15 protein-coding genes are annotated in these 22,057 nt (G+C 50.2%); 11 read left to right on the top strand and 4 right to left on the bottom strand.

The annotated features are described in order from the left end of the window. Positions 1-59 precede the first annotated feature (59 nt). The 4 genes from MKX50_RS17645 to MKX50_RS17630 all read right to left on the bottom strand — a co-directional run bounded on the left by MKX50_RS17645 (position 60) and on the right by MKX50_RS17630 (position 5,406). Positions 60-1,298 carry a response regulator gene (locus MKX50_RS17645; protein WP_339157467.1) on the bottom strand — a complete coding sequence of 413 codons (1,239 nt, stop codon included), beginning with the start codon at positions 1,296-1,298 and terminating at the stop codon, positions 60-62. Then, positions 1,298-3,211 carry a sensor histidine kinase gene (locus tag MKX50_RS17640; protein ID WP_339157466.1) on the bottom strand — a complete coding sequence of 638 codons (1,914 nt, stop codon included), beginning with the start codon at positions 3,209-3,211 and terminating at the stop codon, positions 1,298-1,300. The genes MKX50_RS17645 and MKX50_RS17640 overlap by 1 nt, the downstream gene beginning before the upstream one ends. Continuing rightward, positions 3,201-4,199, bottom strand: a complete 999-nt coding sequence (locus tag MKX50_RS17635; protein ID WP_213589924.1) for a substrate-binding domain-containing protein — start codon at positions 4,197-4,199, stop codon at positions 3,201-3,203. Before MKX50_RS17635 ends, MKX50_RS17640 begins: the two co-directional genes overlap by 11 nt. 205 nt (positions 4,200-4,404) lie before the next feature. Beyond that, positions 4,405-5,406 (bottom strand): winged helix-turn-helix transcriptional regulator, encoded by a 1,002-nt coding sequence (locus tag MKX50_RS17630; RefSeq protein ID WP_339157465.1) that lies wholly within the window; start codon positions 5,404-5,406, stop codon positions 4,405-4,407. A 454-nt stretch (positions 5,407-5,860) separates the two neighbouring features. Between MKX50_RS17630 and MKX50_RS17625 the strand changes: the two genes are divergently transcribed. The 11 genes from MKX50_RS17625 to MKX50_RS17575 all read left to right on the top strand — a co-directional run bounded on the left by MKX50_RS17625 (position 5,861) and on the right by MKX50_RS17575 (position 22,050). Then, positions 5,861-7,366, top strand: a complete 1,506-nt coding sequence (locus MKX50_RS17625; protein ID WP_339157464.1) for a glycoside hydrolase family 43 protein — start codon at positions 5,861-5,863, stop codon at positions 7,364-7,366. Positions 7,367-9,303: 1,937 nt separating this feature from the next. Then, positions 9,304-10,791, top strand: coding sequence for an alpha-N-arabinofuranosidase (locus tag MKX50_RS17620; protein ID WP_339160170.1), 1,488 nt, complete (start codon positions 9,304-9,306; stop codon positions 10,789-10,791). 345 nt (positions 10,792-11,136) lie between these two features. Beyond that, positions 11,137-12,468, top strand: a complete 1,332-nt coding sequence (locus MKX50_RS17615) for an ABC transporter substrate-binding protein (RefSeq protein ID WP_339157463.1) — start codon at positions 11,137-11,139, stop codon at positions 12,466-12,468. A gap of 81 nt (positions 12,469-12,549) precedes the next feature. Then, positions 12,550-13,443, top strand: coding sequence for a sugar ABC transporter permease (locus tag MKX50_RS17610; protein ID WP_339157462.1), 894 nt, complete (start codon positions 12,550-12,552; stop codon positions 13,441-13,443). Between the two features lie 3 nt (positions 13,444-13,446). Further along, the gene (locus tag MKX50_RS17605; protein ID WP_213589928.1) at positions 13,447-14,280 is read left to right on the top strand and encodes a carbohydrate ABC transporter permease; all 834 of its coding nucleotides are present in this window, start codon (positions 13,447-13,449) and stop codon (positions 14,278-14,280) included. Between the two features lie 484 nt (positions 14,281-14,764). After that, positions 14,765-16,150 carry a sugar ABC transporter substrate-binding protein gene (locus MKX50_RS17600; protein WP_213589929.1) on the top strand — a complete coding sequence of 462 codons (1,386 nt, stop codon included), beginning with the start codon at positions 14,765-14,767 and terminating at the stop codon, positions 16,148-16,150. A 120-nt stretch (positions 16,151-16,270) separates the two neighbouring features. Next, the gene (locus MKX50_RS17595) at positions 16,271-17,158 is read left to right on the top strand and encodes a sugar ABC transporter permease (RefSeq protein ID WP_213589931.1); all 888 of its coding nucleotides are present in this window, start codon (positions 16,271-16,273) and stop codon (positions 17,156-17,158) included. A 27-nt stretch (positions 17,159-17,185) separates the two neighbouring features. Further along, positions 17,186-18,028, top strand: coding sequence for a carbohydrate ABC transporter permease (locus tag MKX50_RS17590; RefSeq protein ID WP_213589932.1), 843 nt, complete (start codon positions 17,186-17,188; stop codon positions 18,026-18,028). Between the two features lie 59 nt (positions 18,029-18,087). Continuing rightward, positions 18,088-19,491 carry an arabinan endo-1,5-alpha-L-arabinosidase gene (locus MKX50_RS17585; RefSeq protein WP_339160168.1) on the top strand — a complete coding sequence of 468 codons (1,404 nt, stop codon included), beginning with the start codon at positions 18,088-18,090 and terminating at the stop codon, positions 19,489-19,491. A gap of 47 nt (positions 19,492-19,538) precedes the next feature. After that, a complete protein-coding gene (locus tag MKX50_RS17580; protein WP_339157461.1) occupies positions 19,539-20,507 on the top strand; it encodes a family 43 glycosylhydrolase in 969 nt (322 codons plus the stop codon). A gap of 55 nt (positions 20,508-20,562) precedes the next feature. Next, positions 20,563-22,050 (top strand): alpha-N-arabinofuranosidase, encoded by a 1,488-nt coding sequence (locus MKX50_RS17575; protein ID WP_339157460.1) that lies wholly within the window; start codon positions 20,563-20,565, stop codon positions 22,048-22,050. Positions 22,051-22,057 lie beyond the last annotated feature (7 nt).

Here is a 22,057-nt window from a genome sequence, read left to right as displayed (position 1 = left end):
AAAATATAGTATTATTGGAATATGCTAGGAGCTAAATCTTTTCGACAAAAACTAAGGCGCTACTCATCTTGAGCAGCGCCTCCTTTGCGATATTGCAGGGGGGAGATTCCGGTGGTGCGTTTAAACGCCGTGCTGAAATAATGCTGGGTTTCGTAGCCGACCTGTCTGGCGATTTCGGCGATGGTGAGGTCGGTGCCGTTCAGCAGCTGGGACGCCCGGCGAATTCGGATTTGTGTTAAATAGCTGTTGAACGAGGTATCCAGCTCCTGCTTGATCATCCGGCTTAGATACACCGGAGAGGACTGGAGCTGCTGGGCCATCGACTCCAGTGTCAGCGTACAGTCGCCGTAATGCTCCAGCATGTACTGCTTCGCTCTGCGCACTAACGGGGAGACAGCGGTCTCCTTCAAAACGGCGGATTTACACTTGCGGAAGACGGCAGGCATAGCTGCGACATCGTTATCCCCCTCGGTCAAATGGACATCTACGGCGACCTTCAAGTAAGTCCGCACGGACGATTCGATCTGATGGAAATCGGCATCGGCGGAGAAGCTCCAGAGCAGCACCACGATAACGCCGAAGGGATCGCGGAAGATGACCTTCGGGTATGGTGCGAGCAGTTCGGCGGCAATATTCTCGATCGCGAACAAATAGAGCTGGCGCTCGCTCTCTTTCATCAGGGGCTGCGGCGCAGCTGCCTCGCGCAGGCGGATCATGCCAAGCAGGGCGGGAGCAGTCACGGGCAGTTGGAGAAAAGACAGCTGCTCCACGATTTCCTCCCCGGTCATGCTCCCGTCCATCCATTCCTGGCAGAAGCGTTCCCGCAGCAGAGGGTAGCTCTTCGTAATTTGCCGCGAAGCGGTCTGCAGATGCTCCTGCTGGATGGCCTCGGCCTCCAGCTCATCCCTGACCTGGCGCAGCACCTTCTCCAGCTGCGCCGGATTGGCCGGCTTCAGGATGTAATCCTTCACCTGAAGGCGGATCGCCGTCTGGGCATAAGTGAATTCATCATGGCCTGTGATGATGACGATTTTACAGTCCGGCAGCTCCTCGCGGACGTGCTTCATCAGTTCGATTCCGTCCATGATGGGCATATTGAGATCGACGAGCAAAATGTCGATCCCATGCCGAAGGGCGAGCTCAAGCGCTTCTTCGCCATCCTCGGCTTCCGCGGCGACCTGCAGCCGCAGCTTCTCCCAATCGACGCTTTCCCGGATGCCTTCGCGAATGATGAATTCATCGTCGGCAATAAGCACCTTCCAGCGGTGAGCGGAGGCAGGCGAAAATTGATTTAACATCAGCGATCAACTCCATTGTGAAAATCATTGTCCCGCAGCAGCGGGTGCATTACCGTTACCGTTGTTCCTTCGCCCAGAACGCTGTCCAGGTGAAGGCCGTATTTATCGCCGAAGGTAAGCCGCAGCCGGGCTTGTACGTTCAAAATGCCGTAACCCTTCGTTTCTCCAGCCGTTTTTGCGGCTTCCCCAGCTGACGTGTTATCCTTGTTCCCGATGGAAGCTTGACCGGAGCCAGGCTCCTCCTCTGCGCTTGCTGCTTGTTCAATCGCCCGGCGGAGCTCCAACAGCTGCTGCTCCGACATTCCTTTGCCATTGTCACGAATCGTAATCACCAGATTTCCTTCCCGTTCCATCGCTTCCACCTCAATATGTCCCGGACCCCGTCGTTCTTTGATCCCGTGATAAATCGCATTCTCTACGATGGGTTGAAGAATGAGCTTCAACACACTGAAATCCTGCACGGCCGGATCGACCTTCAGCTCATAATCCAGTTTGTTCTGATAGCGGACATGCTGGATTTGCAAATAGCTGCGAATGTGCTCGATTTCATCGGATAACGGAATAATAACATTGCCTTTGCTGAGCCCGATCCGGAACAGCTTTGACAGCGATTCTGCCATCTCGGCGATATCCACGGCATCCTTGCGGCGGGCCATCCAATGGATAGTGTCCAGCGTGTTGTATAGAAAATGCGGCTTAATATGAGCCTGCAGGCTGCTGAGCTCGGCCTCGCGCTTTTGCCGCTCCTGCCGTTCCGTCAAGGAAATGAGCCGGTTGATTTGCAGCAGCATTTCGTTGAAGCGGCGGCCGAGGAGACCCACCTCATCCGAGCGGTCGCCCCAGTAGCGGATCGTCAAGTCGCCGGACTGAGCCTTCTGCATGAAGGACATCAGCTGCCCGATCGGCCTGGAGATGGAATGGGCCAGGTAGAAGGAGGCCGTCATGCCAAGCAGACAGACCACAAATACGAAGCTGACGACATAGAAGCGGATTTCCCGCATTTCCGAGATGGAATCCTCCGTACTGAAGACGCCGACCGTTGTCCAGTTGGTAAACGGGGATACCCGGTAGATGAACTGCAGCTTCCGTCCGTCGGCTTGATGGGAATACGTTCCCGAGCCGTCTTTGTTCAGCCAATCCAGCGGAATATGTTCGATGTACGGATCAGGAGGAGCATAGATGAGATCGCCGCTGCTATCGATCACCGTGAGGTAACCGGTTTTGCCGAGCCGGACGTCCTGCGCCGTCTCTGCGATGACTCTCAGCTTCAAATCGATGAGGACGACGCCTTTCACCTGCTGTGTATCCGGATCGAGAATGGCTCGGACAGCCGACACCACTTCACTGTTTTTGTAATTGACATGATTGGTGACATTGCGCTCATTCGGATGGCCGACGATCTTGAATATCCCCTTATTGCTCACGGCCTCCTGATACCACGATTCGCGGGTTAAGTCGCTCTCCGTCCGCGCATACATTTCGTTGCTGATATATTCGCCGCTGCTGTTCACGATCATAATGCCGGCTACCTCTGAATGGAGAGTCGTAAAGCCTTGCAGAAATTTGCGGATATCGTAATGATCCTCCTCGGAGGCGGGCACAGGCGCTGATCCGCTCTTGCTATCAGGCTCCAGGAAACGCTGAACACCCGGATTAAAAGCGATCAGGAACGTCATATTCTGCAAATTTTCTACATATGTCTCCAGAGATTCATTCACCTTGCCGATCAGCTGCAGGGTGTTATTTGTAACCTGGCGATCCAGAACGCGGTCGACGGTCCAGTGAATCAGGAAACCGAGCCCAATGGACGGAAGGATGCTGATAAGCAGAAAATGGATAATCAGCTTATAGCGGATCGGTAAATTGTTGAATGACAAATGACGCACCCCCGCCGACGTAAACTTATTTCGCATAGTAATCATCCACGTTTTGCCGCGTTACTACCGTGATTCCGGTATCCACCTGTTCGGGAACGGGCGGCGTACCCGGAATTTGCGCGGTGTTCAGATCATGTCCGAGCGAGAAAAGGAATTGCAGCGACCAATAGCCCATATTCCAGGTGCCCTGGGCCATCGTTGCGGAGATATCCCCGCTTTTGACGAGATCCAGCGTGCCCTTGTCGGTATCAAAGCTGATAATTTTCGGCCGCTGGCTCCCGCCGATTTCCCGTACCGCTTCCGCAACTCCGATGCCGCCGTTCGCTTCCGTCGCAAAAATACCGGCAATATCCGGGTAATCCCGCAATATTTCCTCGGCCGACTGCCGGGAGTAAATCTGATCCCCTTTGCCGTTCTTCACGGCGACAACCTTCATTTCGGGATAATCCTTCTGGATTGTAGCCAGGAATCCGTCGGTCCTATCCTGATGGTTCTGCTGGTTGGGCGTGGTGACGACCGCGACTTGGCCGCGGCCATTCGTCAGCTCCGCCATTTGATGCGCAGCTTTAATGCCTGCGGAATAGTTATTCGTGCCGAGGAAGGAATAGGCTTTGCTTCCGGGCGCATCGGAGTCGAACAGGACGACGGGAATCCCCGCGTCCACCGCTTTGCCTATCGTCTCCGTCAAATCAGCGGGATGAATGGCCGAGATCGCGATGCCCGCCGGCTTCTTGGCGATAATTTGCTCCAGCACCGTAATCTGCTCATGGACGTCGCGCTGCGTGGAGCCGCGGTATTCGACGGACACATTCAGCGCCTGGGCAGCGTCCTCGAAGCCCTTCAGGCTGCTTTTCCAGTAATCGATCCCCATTTGAAAGGTGACCATCACGTATTTTTCATCGATTTCGCCCCGCAGTCCTGCCGTTTTCCACTGTTCGTTCAAGTGGCTTTGGGATCTGTAGTCCAGTACGTACAGCAGAAAAAAGCCGATCAGGAGCAAATAGACGATCCAAATCTTTTTCATATTGAAACCCCTTTCAAAGACAGAGCTTGGACACATCATACTATGAATCGCTGCTGAAATATATCCTTTTCCCATGCAGCGCCTGGCCTTAAAGACCTGAACGGGCAAAAGGCCGTCTCTTATGCAGAACATTGCTTCCGCACCTAAAGACAGCCTTCGGCTGATTGCTGTATCCTATTGTGGCCGATCCGATGAGTTGCCTTGCTTATTCCTGAGCTGCAGTCTGCACCGTCGAGTTGGTGTGCTTGCTATCCTTGCCGGGTCTCGAGGATGCTTTATCCTCGGCCTCATGGACCTCATGAACATCATAGAGCACCCGGGCGAGCAGGTCTTGGCTATAGTTGCCGAAATGCTTGCCGTAGATCGTTAAGCCTCTTTTGTTCACGGGTTTATCGGTAACCGCGATTCTGAAGGTCAGCTCGCTCTTGTAGTCCAGTTTGATCTGATCGATGGTGACATCGGAAATCCGGCATCCGTCAATGAAGCTGCCTTCGTGGTTGATACGGATCAGTTTAAGCATGCCGTACTGGTTCAAATGAGGCGGCCACCAGTCGGGGTTGAAGGTTCCCCGGGCATCGCCGAAATCGCCCGGACTCGTCCAGTAGCCGATTTCGATGCCATTGATATAGAAGTAAATGTCGGACGGGTAGTTGTCATTGAAGCCGGGCGCCTCCGAGCTCAGCTCCATGGAGAACTGGATTTCGCGGAACGTCTGATTCGGCTTCAAATAGTTAGGAATCCGGTATTCCAGAAATCCGTCGGCGAGCCAAATAATTTCCGAGTCGATCCGCTGCGGATCCGCGAAATAGCGCGGGTCGTCAAAATCGCCGATAATGCTGTCCTTCGTCGCCAGTCCACAGGTAGGAACCGCCTGGTAGTCGCTGTAATGTCCTACCTGGATTTCCACCTCATATAAATTTTCCACATCCTTGCTGCGCAGATCGACCATTAATTTGTCTTTGTTCAAGTAACAAATTTTCTGGATTCCGTGCTTGCCTACCGTCGTATTGATTTCAATAAGCCCGCTTTCCTCGAGCTTCCGAATATGCATCGTGATGGCGCCATTGCTTAGATTGAGCTTGTTAGCCAGATCATTCAGGTTCAAGGATTGATTGTTTGCCAGCAGCTCCAGGATTTGAATTCGAATCTCTGAGCCTAGAGCCTTGAAAATGTCGATCCCGCTCATTAGATCTTTAATGTAGATCATCTACCGTACCAGCCTCCGAAAAAAGTTGATTTCATTTTCGTTTGTTTCAAATAATTATAAACCAACAAAACTGAAAATGAAAGCAATTAATTAAATAATGTAATATTAATACAATATAAAACAATTGATTCCAATTTAAATTATCATTATTTTATACTTATATAAAGAAGAGGCAGCAAGCAATAAAGCGATTTTCGAATGATTCTTTATATTTATAAGCTTATATTAAAAATAAAGAGATGGAATTCAACAAAATATGAAAAGATTTATATAGATACGTTTACTATAAGGGGACTGTATGCTATTTTATAGCTGTAAGCGAATTCATTTAATGATTACAAAATTAGTTTATGTTTAATTGAAACATGATCTGAAGCTGGAGGAGATATGTGAGTACAATCATAGCGGAGATCCTGGCGAATAAATCGTGTTACAATCTATGGGAGGGTTACCATTGAAGCTTAAAATAGCCATCGGATGGACAGTCATGCTGCTGCTGGCTTCATGCAGCGGGCAGGCTGTGACCGGTTTGCCCGAGGGGGCTGCTAAGGGAGGCGGAAAAGTGCAGACAGAGACGGGAAAACAAGCTGCGGCAGATGAGGTGCCGAATTTCAAAAATGCATCCGTTCATGATCCATCTGTCATCAAGGTAGACGATACTTATTATGTCTTTGGTTCCCATTTGGCGGCGGCGAAGACAACGGATTTCATGAATTGGACGGAGATTGCTTCAGGGGTACATGACGGTAATCCATTGATCCCGAACGTGACTACCGAGCTGGCGGAAACGCTGGAATGGGCGCAGAGCAATACGCTTTGGGCGCCGGATGTCATTCAATTGCCGGATGGACGTTTTTACATGTACTACAACGCCTGCAAGGGGGATTCCCCATTATCGGCTATGGGCGTGGCGGTGGCGGATCAGGTCGGGGGGCCGTACAAGAACCTGGGCATTATGCTGAAGTCGGGGATGTGGGGCCAGCCTAGCGAGGATGGTACGGTGTACGATGCCACCGTTCATCCGAACGTCGTCGATCCGCACGTATTTTTCGATAAAGAGGAGAAGCTGTGGATGGTGTACGGCTCTTATTCGGGGGGCATCTACATTCTGCAGATGGATCCGGAGACCGGATTCCCTTATCCAGACCAAGGCTATGGGAAAAAGCTCCTCGGGGCTAACCATAGCCGCATCGAAGGCCCTTATATGCTGTACAGCCCGGATACGGATTATTATTACTTGTTTTTGTCATACGGCGGGCTTGACGCTACAGGAGGCTACAACATTCGCGTAGTAAGGTCGAAAACGCCGGACGGTCCGTTTGTGGATGCCGAGGGTCATGACATGACCCGTGTAGGCGGCCCTGCGGGCACGTTCTTTGATGATGAGGCGATTGCACCTTATGGCGTGAAGCTGATGGGCAATGTGGAATTTGGCTCTGCCGAGGGAGACACCCTGGCTGCGGGTACGGCTTATGTGTCGCCTGGACACAATTCCGCTTATTATGATGAAGCGACAGGCAGGTATTTTTTGATTTTTCATACCCGGTTTCCGAATCTGGGGGAGAGGCATGAGGTGCGCGTGCATCAGATGTTTATGAATGAGCAGGGCTGGCCGGTCGTGGCGCCTCACCGCTATAGCGGCGAGACGATCGGGTCGTACAATGCGGCGGAGCTTGCCGGCGATTACAAGTTCGTCCGCCACGGCAAGGACATTACGGCCGAGGTCAAGGAGTCCTCGCTCATCCGCCTGGACGACAACGGCAAGGTGACTGGCAGCGAGGAAGGCACATGGCGCCTTACCGGCGGCCATGAGCTTGAACTGGCCCTTTCGGGCAGCGTATACCGCGGCGTTTTCCTGCGCCAATGGGACGGCGGAACGCTGCAGCACGTCATGGTCTTCACTGCTTTATCCGGCGCAGGTGAGGCGGTGTGGGGCAGCCGTATTACAGCGAAGGAGTGAAATTGACCGTTCGAGCCGATTGAGCTATTGTGAATTGTTCGAGCTGAGCTGTACCAGACGCGTTAGTTGCTTGTATAGCTGCTAGCCCTTGACCATTATGGTCAAGGGCTTTTGGTTTTGTGGGCAGCAAGCAGACTAGTTGGTACCAGCGTATCAGTTGGTACAAGTACGCTCAATTAATTAAAGCACACCAGTCGGTTGAAGCACACCAGTCGGTTCAGTTACGAGCTTTGGGCCAAGCCAGCTACTTGGGTTTCACAAGATACCTAGCACACTATCGTACCTACATGCCAGTCGATGGCTGCTTCGGCTCAGTTCCATTATGCTCGAATGAAATAAAGCTTTGCTGCAAACGTAACGGACCCTGGATCCGCTATTTCTCCAAAATGCCGCAAATCTGTAAGCTAACGGACCGTGGTTCCGCTATTGTGCCAAAATGACTGAAAAGAACATGGGTTTTGAGTAAATAAGATCCCCTGTGTCCGTTAGGCCGCCAAATTAGCCGAAAAAGCGAGAATAGCGTCTCCTATGTCCGTTAGCCTTCGCCCAACCCATTGCATTTACCGGCGGCAAGCACATCAGTTGGTACAAGCACACCAGTCGGTTCAAGCACACCAGTCGGTTCAGTTACGAGCTTTGGGCCAAGCCAGCTACTTGGGTTTCACAAGATACCTAGCACACTATCGTACCTACATGCCAGTCAATGGCTGCTTCGGCTCAGTCCAATTATGCTCGAATGAAGCAAAGCTTTGCTGCAAACGTAACGGACCCTGCATCCGCTATTTCTCCAAAATGCCGCAAATCTGTAAGCTAACGGACCGTGGTTCCGCTATTGTGCCAAAATGACTGGAAAGAATATGGGTTTTGAGTAAATAAGGTCCCCTGTGTCCGTTAGGCCGCCAAATTAGCCGAAAAAGCGAGAATAGCGTCTCCTATGTCCGTTAGCCTTCGCCCAACCCATTGCATTTACCGGCGGCAAGCACATCAGTTGGTACAAGCACATCAGTTGGTACAAGCACACCAGTCGGTTCAAGCACACCAGTCGGTTCAAGCACATCAGTTGGTTCAATTACGAGCTTTGGGCCAAGCCAGCTACTTGGTTTCACAAGATACATAGCACACTATCGTACCTACATGCCAGTCAATGGCTGCTTCGGCTCAGTTCCATTATGCTCGAATGAAATAAAGCTTTGCTGCAAACGTAACGGACCCTGGATCCGCTATTTCTCCAAAATGCCGCAAATCTGTAAGCTAACGGACCGTGGTTCCGCTATTGTGCCAAAATGACTGGAAAGAATATGGGTTTTGAGTAAATAAGGTCTCCTGTGTCCGTTAGGCCGCCAAATTAGCCGGAAAAGCGAGAATAGCGTCTGCTGTGTCCGTTAGCCTTCGCCCAACCCATTGCATTCGAGTGTGGCCACGCCCAACCACTACATTCGAGTATGGACGCCCAGCCCATTGCATCCCAAGTAACTAGCCAAGCCCAACCCAACCAGCCACGCCGGCCGCTGCACACAGGTTACTAGCCATCCTCAGCCTGTCAACTAATCCTCCATCACTCTTTTAGTTCAAATAATTCTAAACCAATAATTTCCAAAAAAACAAGATATATCGCCTGCATTTTTAGCCAATTGCCTTTAAACGATTAAAAAACAAGAATATATCAGCGTATGTATTATATATTTATATAAATTTAATAGATGTCCAAAGGCCGCAGAAGAACTAAAATTGCCCTAAATAAGCATAAAAAAGAGCAATAGTTTCATATTATTATAAAAAGGTTTATGTTTAATCGTTTACAATCTATACCCTCTATGTTATTTTATATTTGCAAGCGGATTCATTCAAGTGTAACAAAATCATTTTATGTTTAATTGAAACGGAAGGTGAATATTTTGTCCACAACGTCAAAGTCAGCTTCAACGCAGCAAGCACGGATGGTCGTAGACAAAGCGTTCAAGATCGCGGAAGTAGACAAACGTATTTACGGATCCTTTATTGAGCATTTAGGACGAGCGGTGTATGGGGGAATTTATGAGCCATCCCATCCTGGAGCGGATAATTTGGGCTTTCGCAATGATGTGAAGGACCTTGTCCGGCAACTGAACGTGCCGATTATTCGTTATCCCGGCGGGAACTTCGTTTCCGGCTACAACTGGGAAGACGGGGTAGGGCCAGTGGAACAGAGGCCGAAGAGGCTGGATCTCGCCTGGCGGGCGCTGGAGCCGAACGAGGTGGGCACGAATGAGTTTATGAACTGGGCCAAGGAGGTTGGCTCCGAGGTCATGATGGCCGTTAACCTCGGCACCCGGGGCGTCGATGCGGCGAGAAATCTGCTCGAATACTGCAATCACCCGGAAGGAAGCTATTGGAGCGACTTGCGCCGCAGCCACGGCTATGAGCAGCCACACAAAATCAAGACCTGGTGCCTGGGCAACGAGATGGACGGTCCTTGGCAAATCGGCCAGAAAACTCCGGTGGAGTATGGCCGCTTGGCTTACGAGACAGCTAAAGCGATGCGGCTCGTCGATCCCGACATCGAGCTCGTATCCTGCGGGAGCTCCAGCACGGCGATGCCGACATTCCCGGAATGGGAAGCGGTTACGCTGGATCACACCTACGATGTGGCTGACTTCGTTTCCCTGCATCAATACTATGGCAACCGGGACAATGACACCGCCAACTATCTGGCGCGCTCCATGGATATGGAGCATTTCATCCGCACTGTCATCGCAACCTGCGACTACATTAAGGCGAAGAAGCGCAGCAAGAAGACGATGTATCTCAGCTTTGATGAATGGAATGTCTGGTACCACTCCAACCAAGCGGATCGAGAGATCGAGCCATGGAGCGTGGGGCCGCCGCAGCTGGAGGACGTCTATAATTTCGAGGATGCCTTGCTTGTCGGCAGCATGCTGATTACGCTTCTGCGGCATGCCGATCGGGTGAAAATGGCCTGCATGGCACAGCTGGTCAACGTCATCGCGCCGATTATGACCGAGAATGGCGGAAAGGCCTGGAAGCAGACGATTTTCTACCCTTACATGCACGCATCGATTTATGGTCGGGGCGTATCGCTGCAGCCGGTCGTCGAATCTCCGGTCTATGATGCGCAGGATTACACCGATGTTCCTTATTTGGACAGTGCTGTCGTATACAATGAAGCCGAAGAAGAACTGACCATCTTCGCGGTGAATCGCCACTTGGAGGAAGCGCTGGAGCTGAAATGTGATGTGCGGGGCTTCGAGAACTACCGGGTGATCGAGCATATCGTACTTGAGCATGATGATCTCAAGGCGGCAAATACGGCTAATGAGGAGAAAGTGAAGCCGCATTCGCATGGCGATGCCGCCTGTGAGAATGGCTACGTGAATACTCGCCTCTCCAAAGCCTCCTGGAACGTCATCCGATTAAAGAAGGCATAGCAGCGCCAGTCACGCCAATTACAGCCGAGTCATGCCAGCAAATAGCTGTTCAAAGCTAAGATGCAGCGCATGGCTAAGACCAGCACACAGCTGTTCATAGCCATGAGCAGCACATCGCTAAGATGTAGCACACAGCTGTTCATAGCCCATGAGCAGCGCATAGCTAAGAGTAGCGCATAGCCAGTTACAGCTGTTCGCAGCCCATCTGCGTACAACATAGTTTAACATTACCTAAACTGACAACTCGTCACAGGCACAGCAGCGTACAGCCGCCGGATTTAACAAGTATGCACAACTTTAACTTCTATGATCTGCACTTAAAAGAAAATTTTAAGGAGGTCAACAATGAAGCAAAGATGGTTTATTGTGCTTGTCGCAATGTCAATGACGCTCGCATTGTTCGGTTGCGGGCAGTCGCCTAAGAGCATGGGAGGGCAAACCTCGGTTCTCGACGGAGGAGCAGGTGAAGGCGCAACGGAATTGTCCTATTGGACATTTGTGGAGTTACACGGTCAACATTTTGAGAAGATGCTTGGCAAATGGAACGAGGCCAACCAGGATCGGCAAATCAAATTGAATGTGACAGTAATGCCTTACGATGACATGCATAATAAACTATCGATCGCCGTGCAAACAGGGGTTGGGGCTCCCGATATCGCGGACATTGAGCTGGGCAAGTTCCCGGATTTCCTTGCAGGGACTCCCCAATTGGTGCCTTTGAATGACGTGATTGACCCGTATCGCGACACGATCGTGAAATCCAGGGTCGACCTGTACAGCAAGGACGGCCAAAATTACGGCGTGCCTACCCATGTAGGCGCATCGGTCGCGTTCTATAATACGGAAATTCTAGAGCAGGCTGACGTCGACTACAAGACGATCGAGACCTGGGAAGACTTCAAGCAGGCTGGAATCAAAGTATACGAAGCCACCGGCAAATACATGGGTACCGCCGATACCAGCGCAACCTGGCAGACCTCGATGCTGCTTGCGCAGCAGGGCAGCGATTTTACGGATGAGGCCAGCAAGCCCGTCGTAAACTCGGAACAAATGGTCAAAGGTCTGACCATTCTGAAGGATTTGCAGGACAGCAATGTTCTATCGACGATTGCCGGAGGGCAGCCGGATACCGAGGAAGCCTACGGTGAGTTCAATGCGGGCAATTACGCTACCGCTTTCATGCCTCTATGGCAAATGTCGAGATATACGAACTATATGAAGGATTTATCCGGCAAAATTGCGATCGCGCCGATCCCCGTCATTGAGAAAGGAATGCCGCGCTCTGTGGGCGGGGGAGGCACGGGCACCGTCGTGACGAAGACGGCCAAGGATATTCAGCTGGCCAAGGACTTCCTGGCCTTCGCCAAATTATCGCTGGATGCGAATAAGGAAATCTGGAATACGCTGGGCTTTGATCCGGTCAACATGGACGTCTGGGACATGAAGGACGTTACGCACAACCCAGACAACCAGTTCGTGCAATATTTCCAGAACAACCCCTTCGATGTTCTGAATGAGCTCAAGGGCGAAATCCAGCTGATCAAATCGACCTCTGCGACGCCAACGATCAACAATGTCCTTTGCACAGTGACCTTGAACGAAATATTTGAAGACGGCAGAGATATAAAGGAAGCACTAGACGCAGCTCAAGCGCAAATTGAACAAGAATTGAAATAGCAAGTAACCGCTTATTCATCAATTCAGGAGGCTGTCCTTCCCAAGGGCAGCTCCGACTCCATTTCATAAAGGAGTAGTGCGATGATCAAAAAATTTCTCTACTCGCAAAAAGTCGCTCCCTACGTTTTTGTGCTGCCTTTTATCCTCGTGTTCTTATTCTTCTGGGTCTATCCGCTGGGCAGCTCATTTGGCATGAGTTTTCAGAAAATCCAGCTCGGGCAGGAAGCCAGCTGGGTCGGCTTCAGCAATTACGAGAAGCTGATGGGCGACGGCGTATTCCTCAAAGCCGTAACGAACAGCGCCGTTTACATGGTGCTTACTCTAGCTGTGCTGATTCCATTTCCGATGCTGTTTGCCGTACTCATCAACAATAAATTCATGTGGGGGAGAGATTTCTTTAAATCCTCCTTCTTCTTTCCGGCATTGACCTCCGTGGTCGTGGCCGGGACGATTTTCCGGCTGATGTTTGGAGAAATGGAAGGCTCACTGATCAACAGCGTGCTGGCCTGGTTCGGAATCGGTCCAGTCAAATTTCTGAAGGGGCAGGTTACTGGATTTGTAGCTCTGGTGTCGCTGGCGACCTGGAGGTGGACAGGGGTCAATATGCTTTATTTTTTGGCAGGCCTCAAAAATATTCCGGATGAATACTATGAAGCCGCCTCGATCGACGGAGCGTCGTCCTTGCAGAAATTCACAAGGATCACGATGCCTTTATTGAAACCGACCACGATCTATGTATTAACGATCAGCATTTATGCGGGACTCGCGATGTTCATCGAGAGCATGATGCTGTGGAATGGAAATAACTCGCCCAAGAACATCGGCCTTACGATCGTCGGATATTTGTACCGGCAAGGAATCGAGAAGAACAATCTCGGATATGCGGCAGCCGTCGGCATTGTGCTTTTGGCCATTACGATGGTCATCAATCTGACGCAGCTGGCCTTTTCCGGGATGTTCAAGAAGGAGGAGTGACGAATGAGCAGGGATACTTCCGTTAAAATCATCCTTTTTGTCTTTTTCGCCATCCTGTGTGCGCTAATTCTCATTCCGTTTTATGCCGTAACCATCGCCTCCTTCAAGCCGGGGGAGGATTTGATCCGCTACGGCCTGAATTTGAGCTTCGACCTCTCGGTCATGAATTTTGATAACTTCGTTTATTTATTCTCCGGGAACCATGCGTATTTCACCTGGTTTTTTAACTCGCTGCTGCTGACGATTGTCCAGGTGGTGCTAACCTTGCTGGTTAGCGCAACGGTGGCTTACGGGTTCTCGGCCTACGAATTCAAGGGGAAGAACTTCCTGTTTATCTGCGTGCTGCTGATCATGATGGTGCCGTTTGAAATTCTGCTGCTGCCTTTGTATACGCTGACCCATAATATCGGTCTCATGAACTCCTATTCGGCCATCGTGCTTCCGGGGATCGCCAGCGCCGCGACGATCTTCTTCTTCCGGCAATACTTAAGAGGCGTGCCGAAGGAGATCATTGCTGCAGGCCGGGTTGACGGGGCTACGGAATATGGGATTTACGTAAGATTGATCCTGCCTGTCATGAAGCCGTCTTTTGCAGCGATGGCGATTCTGAACGGCATGAACAGCTGGAATAACTTCCTGTGGCCGTTTATGGTGCTGAGCGATGCCGGGAAGTACACGCTCCCGATTGGCCTCAAGACGCTGCTCACACCCTACGGAAACAACTATGATTTATTGATTGTAGGCTCGTTTTTTTCGATTCTTCCCATTTTTATTTTATTTGTAGCCTTCCAAAAATATTTCATCGATGGCATGACGGCCGGGGCGGTAAAAGGTTAGCTGGCCGCCCCTAAATCATCGGAGAGAGCAGCTAATCTCCTCATTTGATGAGGCACCGACAGGTGCTTTTTTCTTCATTTCCGGTTGGACAAGGTCATGGGAAGCCCATTTATTTTAATTAAGCATAAATAAATACTTCTTATTCCCTATAAAACATCCTAAATTTGATTGAAAAGCAAATATATATAAAGAAATATGGATGATATAATCCTTATATTATATATTTATATAAAATTAATGCCTCTAAATAAGCGCTAATTTAGTTCCTGTCTCCCCTTTTAACGCTATTCACCATTTAATTTTAGATAATTATAAAAAGTTTTATGTTTTATTATTTACAATCTGCGTTCTATATGTTATTTTATACTTGCAAGCGGATTCATTCAATTATTTAGAAATAGTTTTACATATGATTGAAGAATACGTAGGCACAACATTTCTATTTCATGCAATGTTAAATCAATATTCATTAGGAGGGTTTATGGTGGTCAAGAAAAAAAGTTGGTTTACGCTCGTTTCGCTCATTCTCATCCTCTCAACCGTGCTGGCAGGCTGCGGAGGCAAAGGGAACGGTGAGGCAGGAGCCGGTAATGGCAACGGGAATGCCGGCAAATCTTCAGAGACTAAAGAGCTGACATTTATGTACCGCGGAGGTACCGATGAGCAGAAGGCTTATACGGAAGTCGTCAAGAAATTTGAAGCGGATCATCCCGGCGTAAAAGTGAAAATGGTCGTTACAGCAGCGGATCAGTATGCCACGAAGCTGAAAGCGGCCATCACGGGAAATAAAGTGCCTGACGTGTTCTACTTTGAATCCGGCGATTTGAAAGCCTACGTGAACAGCGGAATTTTGATGAACCTTACGCCATACCTGAATTATAACGACGATATTAATCTTGATAACATTTGGAAATACGGCGTTGATTTATACCGCTATGACGGTGAGATGGCCGGACAAGGCGATATCTACGGCATGCCGAAGGACGTTGGGCCGTTCGCTTTAGGATATAACAAGACGATGTTCGAGAAGGAAGGCATCCCGCTGCCTGACAATGACGTCCCGATGACCTGGGATGAATTTATCGAAGTGAACAAAAAGCTGACCAAGGACACGAACGGAGACGGAAAAATCGATCAATACGGGACAGGCTTTAACGTGAACTGGGTATTGCAGTCGCTAGTCTGGAGCAATGGTGCAGACTGGATTGACGAGACAAAGACGAAAGTCACGATCGATGATCCGAAATTTGTGGAAGCGCTGCAGTTCTTTGCAGACATGCAAAACGTCCATAAAATTACGCCTTCCGCCGAAGATGCGCAAACCTTGGATACCTACCAGCGCTGGATGAAAGGCGAGCTGGCCTTCTTCCCGGTAGGACCTTGGGATATGAGTACTTACGAAGGGCTCCCATTCGAATATGATCTAATGCCTTACCCTGCAGGCTCGACAGGCAAGTCCGCTACTTGGATAGGCTCGCTTGGAATCGGAGTTTCCGAGAAGACGAAATATCCGGAAGAGGCGGTTGCTCTGGTCAACTATTTGACCGCATCCAAGGAAGGCATGGAAATGCTGGTTAACGCCAAAGTGCAAATTCCGAACCTGATCGATATGGCGGAGGAATGGGCTGCCGATACGTCGACGAAACCAGCCAACAAACAGGAGTTCCTGGACATCGTAGGAGATTACGGCAGAGTGCTGCCAGGCCACTATACTTACAATGCCGAATGGTACAACCTGTTCTTTACGGATATCCAGCCAGTCCTGGATGGCAAAATTACGGCTGCGGAATATGTGAAGCAGGAACAGCCGAAGATGCAAAAGCTGTTGGATAAAGCCATTGAACAGGAGCAAAAATCGAAGAAAAAATAACCGTTCTGCAACATTAGCATCGTAATAATCCAGTATGCAAAATGATGTTAGTCACTGAGGTTATCATACAAAGGGGCTAGCATCATTTTCATTCTGGCATCCGAAATAGAGGTGAACCGCATGAAAACCAAATCGAATCTCTATCGAAAAGAAAAAATGTACGGACTGCTGTATGTAACTCCCCCGGTTTTGGGCTTTTTGCTATTTACCTTGTTTCCTGTGGCGTATTCGTTCTACGGTTCGTTTACGGACTGGGATGGCCTGGGACAGATGGATTTCATCGGCCTGAGCAATTTTAAGGATTTGTTTACGGATGAACTCTTCCACAAGGCAAGCTTCAATACCATCTACATGATGATCGGAATTCCGATCGGCATCGTGCTCGCCCTGCTGCTTGCCCTCGGATTGAACCGGGGCATACCAGGAACGACGACGTTTCGCGTCATTTATTATGTTCCGGTCATTTCTTCGCTTGCCGCTATTTCGATTATGTGGAGCTGGGCTTTTAACGGCGATTACGGCTTGGTGAACCAATTCCTCGAACTGTTCGGCATTAAAGGGCCAAACTGGCTGATGAACAAGCATACGGTCAAACCAGCCCTAATCATGATGACCGTATGGAAAGGCCTTGGTTACACGATGCTCCTGTATTTAGCAGCTCTGCAAAGCGTTCCCCGCTCCTATTATGAAGCGGCTGAACTGGACGGAGCCAACGGCTTCGCGGCCTTCCGCCATATCACTTGGCCGATGGTCAAGCCGGTGACCTTCTTTATCGTTGTGACGAATATTATCGGCGGGTCGCAAATTTTTACGGAAATCAACATCATGACCTCTACGGGGGGACCGGAATATTCATCGGCTTCCGTCGTGTTCTATATTTGGCAGAAGGCTTTCAACAACCTGCAAATGGGTTATGCCTCCGCCATGGCAGTTGTTCTGGGCATATTCATATTTATTGTGACCCTGATTCAATTCAAAATGAACGAGAAGTCATCCTTTGATATTTGAGCATGAGGGAAAGGAGAGAATATGAATATGTCTCATTCGACTAGAATCAAGCTGACGAATACGATTATTTTCATCATATTGGCGATCGGGGCCGTATTTATGATTGCGCCCCTGCTATGGATGCTGTCTACTTCGATCAAACAGAAACTGGACGTATTTGCATTGCCTCCGGTGTGGATCCCTAGTAATCCGCAATGGAGCAAGTACTTGGAAATATGGGAAGCCGGTCCGCTGCTTAGCGGGATCCAAAATAGCGTTATCATCGCGGTTTCAGTTACAGTCGTAGGTACGTTTACCTCCAGTCTGGCCGCATTTTCGTTCGCGAAGCTCAGATTTCCCGGCAAAAATCAAATTTTTCTCATGCTGCTGTCGGCGATGATGATCCCTTATCCCGCAGTCATGATTCCGCAATTTATGATGTTCTCTAAAATGGGCTGGATCGATACGCTGCTGCCGCTCATCGTTCCTGGCTTATTCGGCAATATTATTATGATTTTCTTCCTGAGGCAGTATTTGATCAGCATTCCGAACGAGGTTATTGAGGCGGCAAAAATTGATGGAAGCTCTTATTTCCGGCTCTTCTCGGTCATTACGTTTCCATTAATCAAACCTGCCGTGGCCGCTCAGCTGATCTTATGGTTTATGGGCATATGGAACGATTATCTGGCACCGATCATTTATTTGAATTCGCCGGAAAAAATGACGCTCCAGCTCGTTATAGCGAACTTTAATGCGACGTATGCGATCCAGACGGACTATCCGCTGATTATGGCGGCTTCTGTTATTGCTCTTCTGCCGGTGCTGATCATTTTCCTTGTGTTCCAGAAGCAAATTATCGAGTCGGTCGCGATTTCTGGAGTGAAAGGATAAGCGAGTCTGCAGGGCGGTGAGCAGCAATGAATATATCTAAAAAGGCGGTGCTGTCAGGCATGTCTCTATTGATGATTCTCGGGGCGGTTGGCTGCACGGGAAAAGGAGCGCCCCAACCGATATTTCCCGATTCGCCAGGTGAGATGGCGATGTATGATACGTCAATTCTTCATGCAGAAGAGAAGTGGACGGTCAACAATGCCCACGATCCTGGCATTATCAAGACGGAAGACGGCTATTATATCTTTTCTACGGACGTCAAAGTCGGCGGAGAGCCGCAGCCGGGAGTCATGGTGCGCAAATCCCAGGATCTTATCCGCTGGCAATGGGTCGGCTATGCGCTGCCGGGTATTTCGGAAGAGGCTGGGGCTTGGAGCGGGGCAGTCAATTTATGGGCTCCCGATGTCGTGAAGCATGGGGATGAGTACCGGCTCTATTATTCGGCTTCCACGTTTGGCAGCAGGCAGTCTATGATCGGCATGGCAACTTCCAAGTCCATCGAAGGCCCGTGGAAAGATCAAGGGGCTGTGCTTAAGACGAGAAGCGAGGATGTGCTGAATGCCATCGATCCTAACATTATTACGGATGCCGATGGGCGGATGTGGATGGTGTACGGTTCTTTTTTTGGCGGAATTCACATCATTGAACTTGATCCGGAGACAGGGAAGCCTGGCGAGGAAGGATTCGGCACTAGAATAGCCGCACGTGATCCTATTTCGGAGGACGGGGCAGTTGAAGGGCCTTATATCATCTATAACGAGAAGTTAAACAAATATTATTTGTTCGTATCCTATGATTCTTTATTCGAGGATTATAACGTACGGGTGGCTCGTTCAGATAAGATTACCGGGCCTTATGTGGACTATAACGGGCGGGAAATGACAGATACCGGATTCGAGCCGCAGTATGAGGTTGGCACTAAAATTCTCGGCGGCTATAAGTTCGGCGAAGACGAGGGCTGGATAGCACCAGGCCACAATTCCGTTCTCAAGGATGGAGACGAATATTACATCGTTCATCATGCCCGCGGAGAGGTAGATAAGCATTGGTCATATCTTCATATCCGCAAAATTCTGTGGACGGAGGACGGATGGCCTGTCGTATCACCAGAGAGATATGCCGGAGAGCAGGAGCAGGACATACCGGAGGCGCTGATTGCCGGGGCGTGGGAACGGATTGAAATCGATCCGTTTATCGACGGACTGATCGAGTCCGACCAGCTTATCCTTCACCCCAAAGGGAAGCTGGAAGGCAGCCGGGGACAAGGGACCTGGAAATTCGATGGACGGAGAACGGTGACTTTGACATGGAACGATGTTGCCGAAGGCGAGGGGAAAAGCGCGAGCGTGCAGCTGCTTCCTTCATGGGATTGGGAAAAAGGGGGGCAAACCCTCGTATTTACCGGATTGGATGAGCGTGGAGTTTCAATCTGGGGCAAGCAAAAGGCCCAACGAGAGAGCTGAGCCTGCCCTGGATGTACACAAAATGATTTCACAAAGGAGAAACCAGAATGATGACAAACCATGAATTCAAAAATCCAATTATAGAGCAACGGGCTGATCCTTGGGTTTACCTGCATAGTGACGGCTATTACTACTTTACGGCTTCTGTCCCGGAGTACGATCGGATCGAAGTGCGCAGAGCCCGAACGATTCAAGGGCTTGGCGAGGCAGAGCCCGTTGTGGCTTGGAGAAAGTATGAAACCGGGCCGCTTAGCGCTAACATTTGGGCTCCGGAAATTCATTATATTCAGGGTAAATGGTATATCTACTTCGCCGCTGCTCGAACAACGGAGACGAAGGACGGCTTGTTCGATCACCGGATGTACGTTTTGGAGAACAGTGCAGTTAACCCGCTTGAAGGAACTTGGGTAGAGAAGGGGCAGGTTCGCACCCGCTGGGAATCTTTTGCCCTGGACGCGACCGTGTTCGAGCACCGGGGGGATCTGTACTATGTGTGGGCGCAGAAGGATCCTGAAATTGACGGCAACTCGAATATGTATATTTCCAAAATGAGCAATCCGTGGACGCTGACAGGAGAGCAGACGATGATCTCAACCCCGGAATATGACTGGGAGGTCATTGGCTTCAAGGTGAATGAAGGAGCAGCGGTCTTAAAGCGCAACGGAAAAATATTCATCAGCTACTCGGCCAGCGCCACGGATCACAATTATTGCATGGGACTGTTGTGTGCAGACGAAAATGCCGATCTGCTTGATCCGCAAGCCTGGTCCAAATCTCCGGTTCCCGTCTTCCAGACGAATGAGGAGCACGGGCAATATGGTCCGGGACATAACAGCTTTACGGTTACAGAGGACGGCCGGGACGTCATTGTCTATCATGCCCGCAATTACAAAGAGATTACAGGGGATCCGCTGTATGATCCAAACCGGCATACGCGCGCCCAAATCTTCCATTGGAATGAGGACGGAACGCCGAACTTCGGGGAACCGCTGCCGGATGCGCAACGAACTCGGTAATTTGCTGCTTGTCTTGTAATGGGAAAATATTATTTTTCATCTGGAGGGCATCATTTTGAACAATGTCGTGATCGTTAACGCGGACATCCGCAAAGGAACTATTAATAAGAATATTTACGGCCATTTCTCGGAGCATTTGGGCCGCTGCATCTACGAGGGGATTTGGGTTGGCGAGGACTCCCCGATCCCCAATACGAAAGGAATTCGCAATGACGTTCTCCAGGCGCTGAAGCAGATCAAGGTTCCGGTGCTGCGCTGGCCGGGAGGCTGCTTCGCCGACGAATATCATTGGAAGGACGGCGTCGGGCCTAGGGAAAGCCGCAAACGCATGGTCAACACGCATTGGGGCGGTGTGGTTGAGAACAATCATTTCGGAACCCACGAGTTCTTGCTGCTCTGCGAGCTGCTGGAATGCGAGCCGTATATTTGCGGCAACGTGGGCAGCGGAACGGTACAGGAGATGTCGGAATGGGTCGAATATATGACCTTTGACGGCGAATCCCCCATGGCGAACTGGAGACGAGAGAATGGCCGGGAAGAGCCATGGAAACTGAAATATTTTGGCGTGGGGAATGAGAATTGGGGCTGCGGCGGAAATATGCGTCCGGAATATTACGCTGATTTGTACCGCCGCTATCAAACTTATGTGCGTAATTACGGGGACAACAAAATTTATAAAATCGCCGGCGGGGCGAATGTGGACGATTATAACTGGACGGAAGTGTTAATGAAGAATGCTGGCTGGCTTATGGACGGATTAAGCCTGCATTATTACACGATTCCGGGGGACTTCTGGCTGGGCAAAGGATCGGCCCTCGACTTTCCGGAGGACGAGTGGTTTATGACGATGAAGAAAGCTCTTCATATGGACGAATTGATTCGCAAGCACAGCACGATCATGGATAAATACGATCCGGACAAACGCGTAGGCATGATCATCGATGAATGGGGCACGTGGTTCGATGTGGAGCCGGGAACGAATCCAGGATTCCTGTATCAGCAGAACACGATTCGGGACGCACTGGTGGCCGGTTTGCACTTCAATATTTTCCACAACCACTGCGACCGCGTGCAAATGACGAACATTGCTCAGACCGTCAACGTGCTGCAGGCGATGATTCTGACGGAAGGCGAGAAAATGATCCTGACGCCGACCTATCATGTGTTCGACATGTACAAGGTTCATCAGGATGCCGAGCTGCTGGCCGTTGATTCTACCTTTGGCGAGTACGAATACAATGGCGAGAAACTGCCGCAGGTAACGGTCTCCGCTTCCAGAGATGCTGCAGGTAAAGTCCATATCAGCCTGTGCAATATCGATCATCTGCAGGATGCCGAGCTCGACCTTGAGCTTCGCGGTCTCGGTGCTGTCGGTGCGAAGGTATCGGGAACGATCCTCACGGCTGACAAGATGAATGCCCATAATACCTTTGAGCAGCCGGAGGCCGTCAAGCCGGTGGAATTCACTGGAGCTGCCGTGCAGGGCAATAAGCTGGCGATCAAGCTGCCGGCCATGTCCGTCGTCACGATTGCTGTAGAGTAACAGCTCA

It is taken from the genome of Paenibacillus sp. FSL W8-0186 (genome assembly GCF_037969765.1).
Taxonomy (GTDB): domain Bacteria; phylum Bacillota; class Bacilli; order Paenibacillales; family Paenibacillaceae; genus Fontibacillus; species Fontibacillus woosongensis.
This window is presented reverse-complemented; position numbering and strand designations above follow the sequence as displayed.

Bases quoted from the DNA above. Each gene is read 5' to 3' on its own strand.
- MKX50_RS17645 (WP_339157467.1), bottom strand. From the start codon at position 1,298: ATGTTAAATCAATTTTCGCCTGCCTCCGCTCACCGCTGGAAGGTGCTT.
- MKX50_RS17640 (WP_339157466.1), bottom strand. From the start codon at position 3,211: ATGCGAAATAAGTTTACGTCGGCGGGGGTGCGTCATTTGTCATTCAAC.
- MKX50_RS17635 (WP_213589924.1), bottom strand. From the start codon at position 4,199: ATGAAAAAGATTTGGATCGTCTATTTGCTCCTGATCGGCTTTTTTCTG.
- MKX50_RS17630 (WP_339157465.1), bottom strand. From the start codon at position 5,406: ATGATCTACATTAAAGATCTAATGAGCGGGATCGACATTTTCAAGGCT.
- MKX50_RS17620 (WP_339160170.1), top strand. From the start codon at position 9,304: ATGGTCGTAGACAAAGCGTTCAAGATCGCGGAAGTAGACAAACGTATT.
- MKX50_RS17615 (WP_339157463.1), top strand. From the start codon at position 11,137: ATGAAGCAAAGATGGTTTATTGTGCTTGTCGCAATGTCAATGACGCTC.
- MKX50_RS17610 (WP_339157462.1), top strand. From the start codon at position 12,550: ATGATCAAAAAATTTCTCTACTCGCAAAAAGTCGCTCCCTACGTTTTT.
- MKX50_RS17605 (WP_213589928.1), top strand. From the start codon at position 13,447: ATGAGCAGGGATACTTCCGTTAAAATCATCCTTTTTGTCTTTTTCGCC.
- MKX50_RS17595 (WP_213589931.1), top strand. From the start codon at position 16,271: ATGAAAACCAAATCGAATCTCTATCGAAAAGAAAAAATGTACGGACTG.
- MKX50_RS17590 (WP_213589932.1), top strand. From the start codon at position 17,186: ATGTCTCATTCGACTAGAATCAAGCTGACGAATACGATTATTTTCATC.
- MKX50_RS17585 (WP_339160168.1), top strand. From the start codon at position 18,088: ATGTCTCTATTGATGATTCTCGGGGCGGTTGGCTGCACGGGAAAAGGA.
- MKX50_RS17580 (WP_339157461.1), top strand. From the start codon at position 19,539: ATGATGACAAACCATGAATTCAAAAATCCAATTATAGAGCAACGGGCT.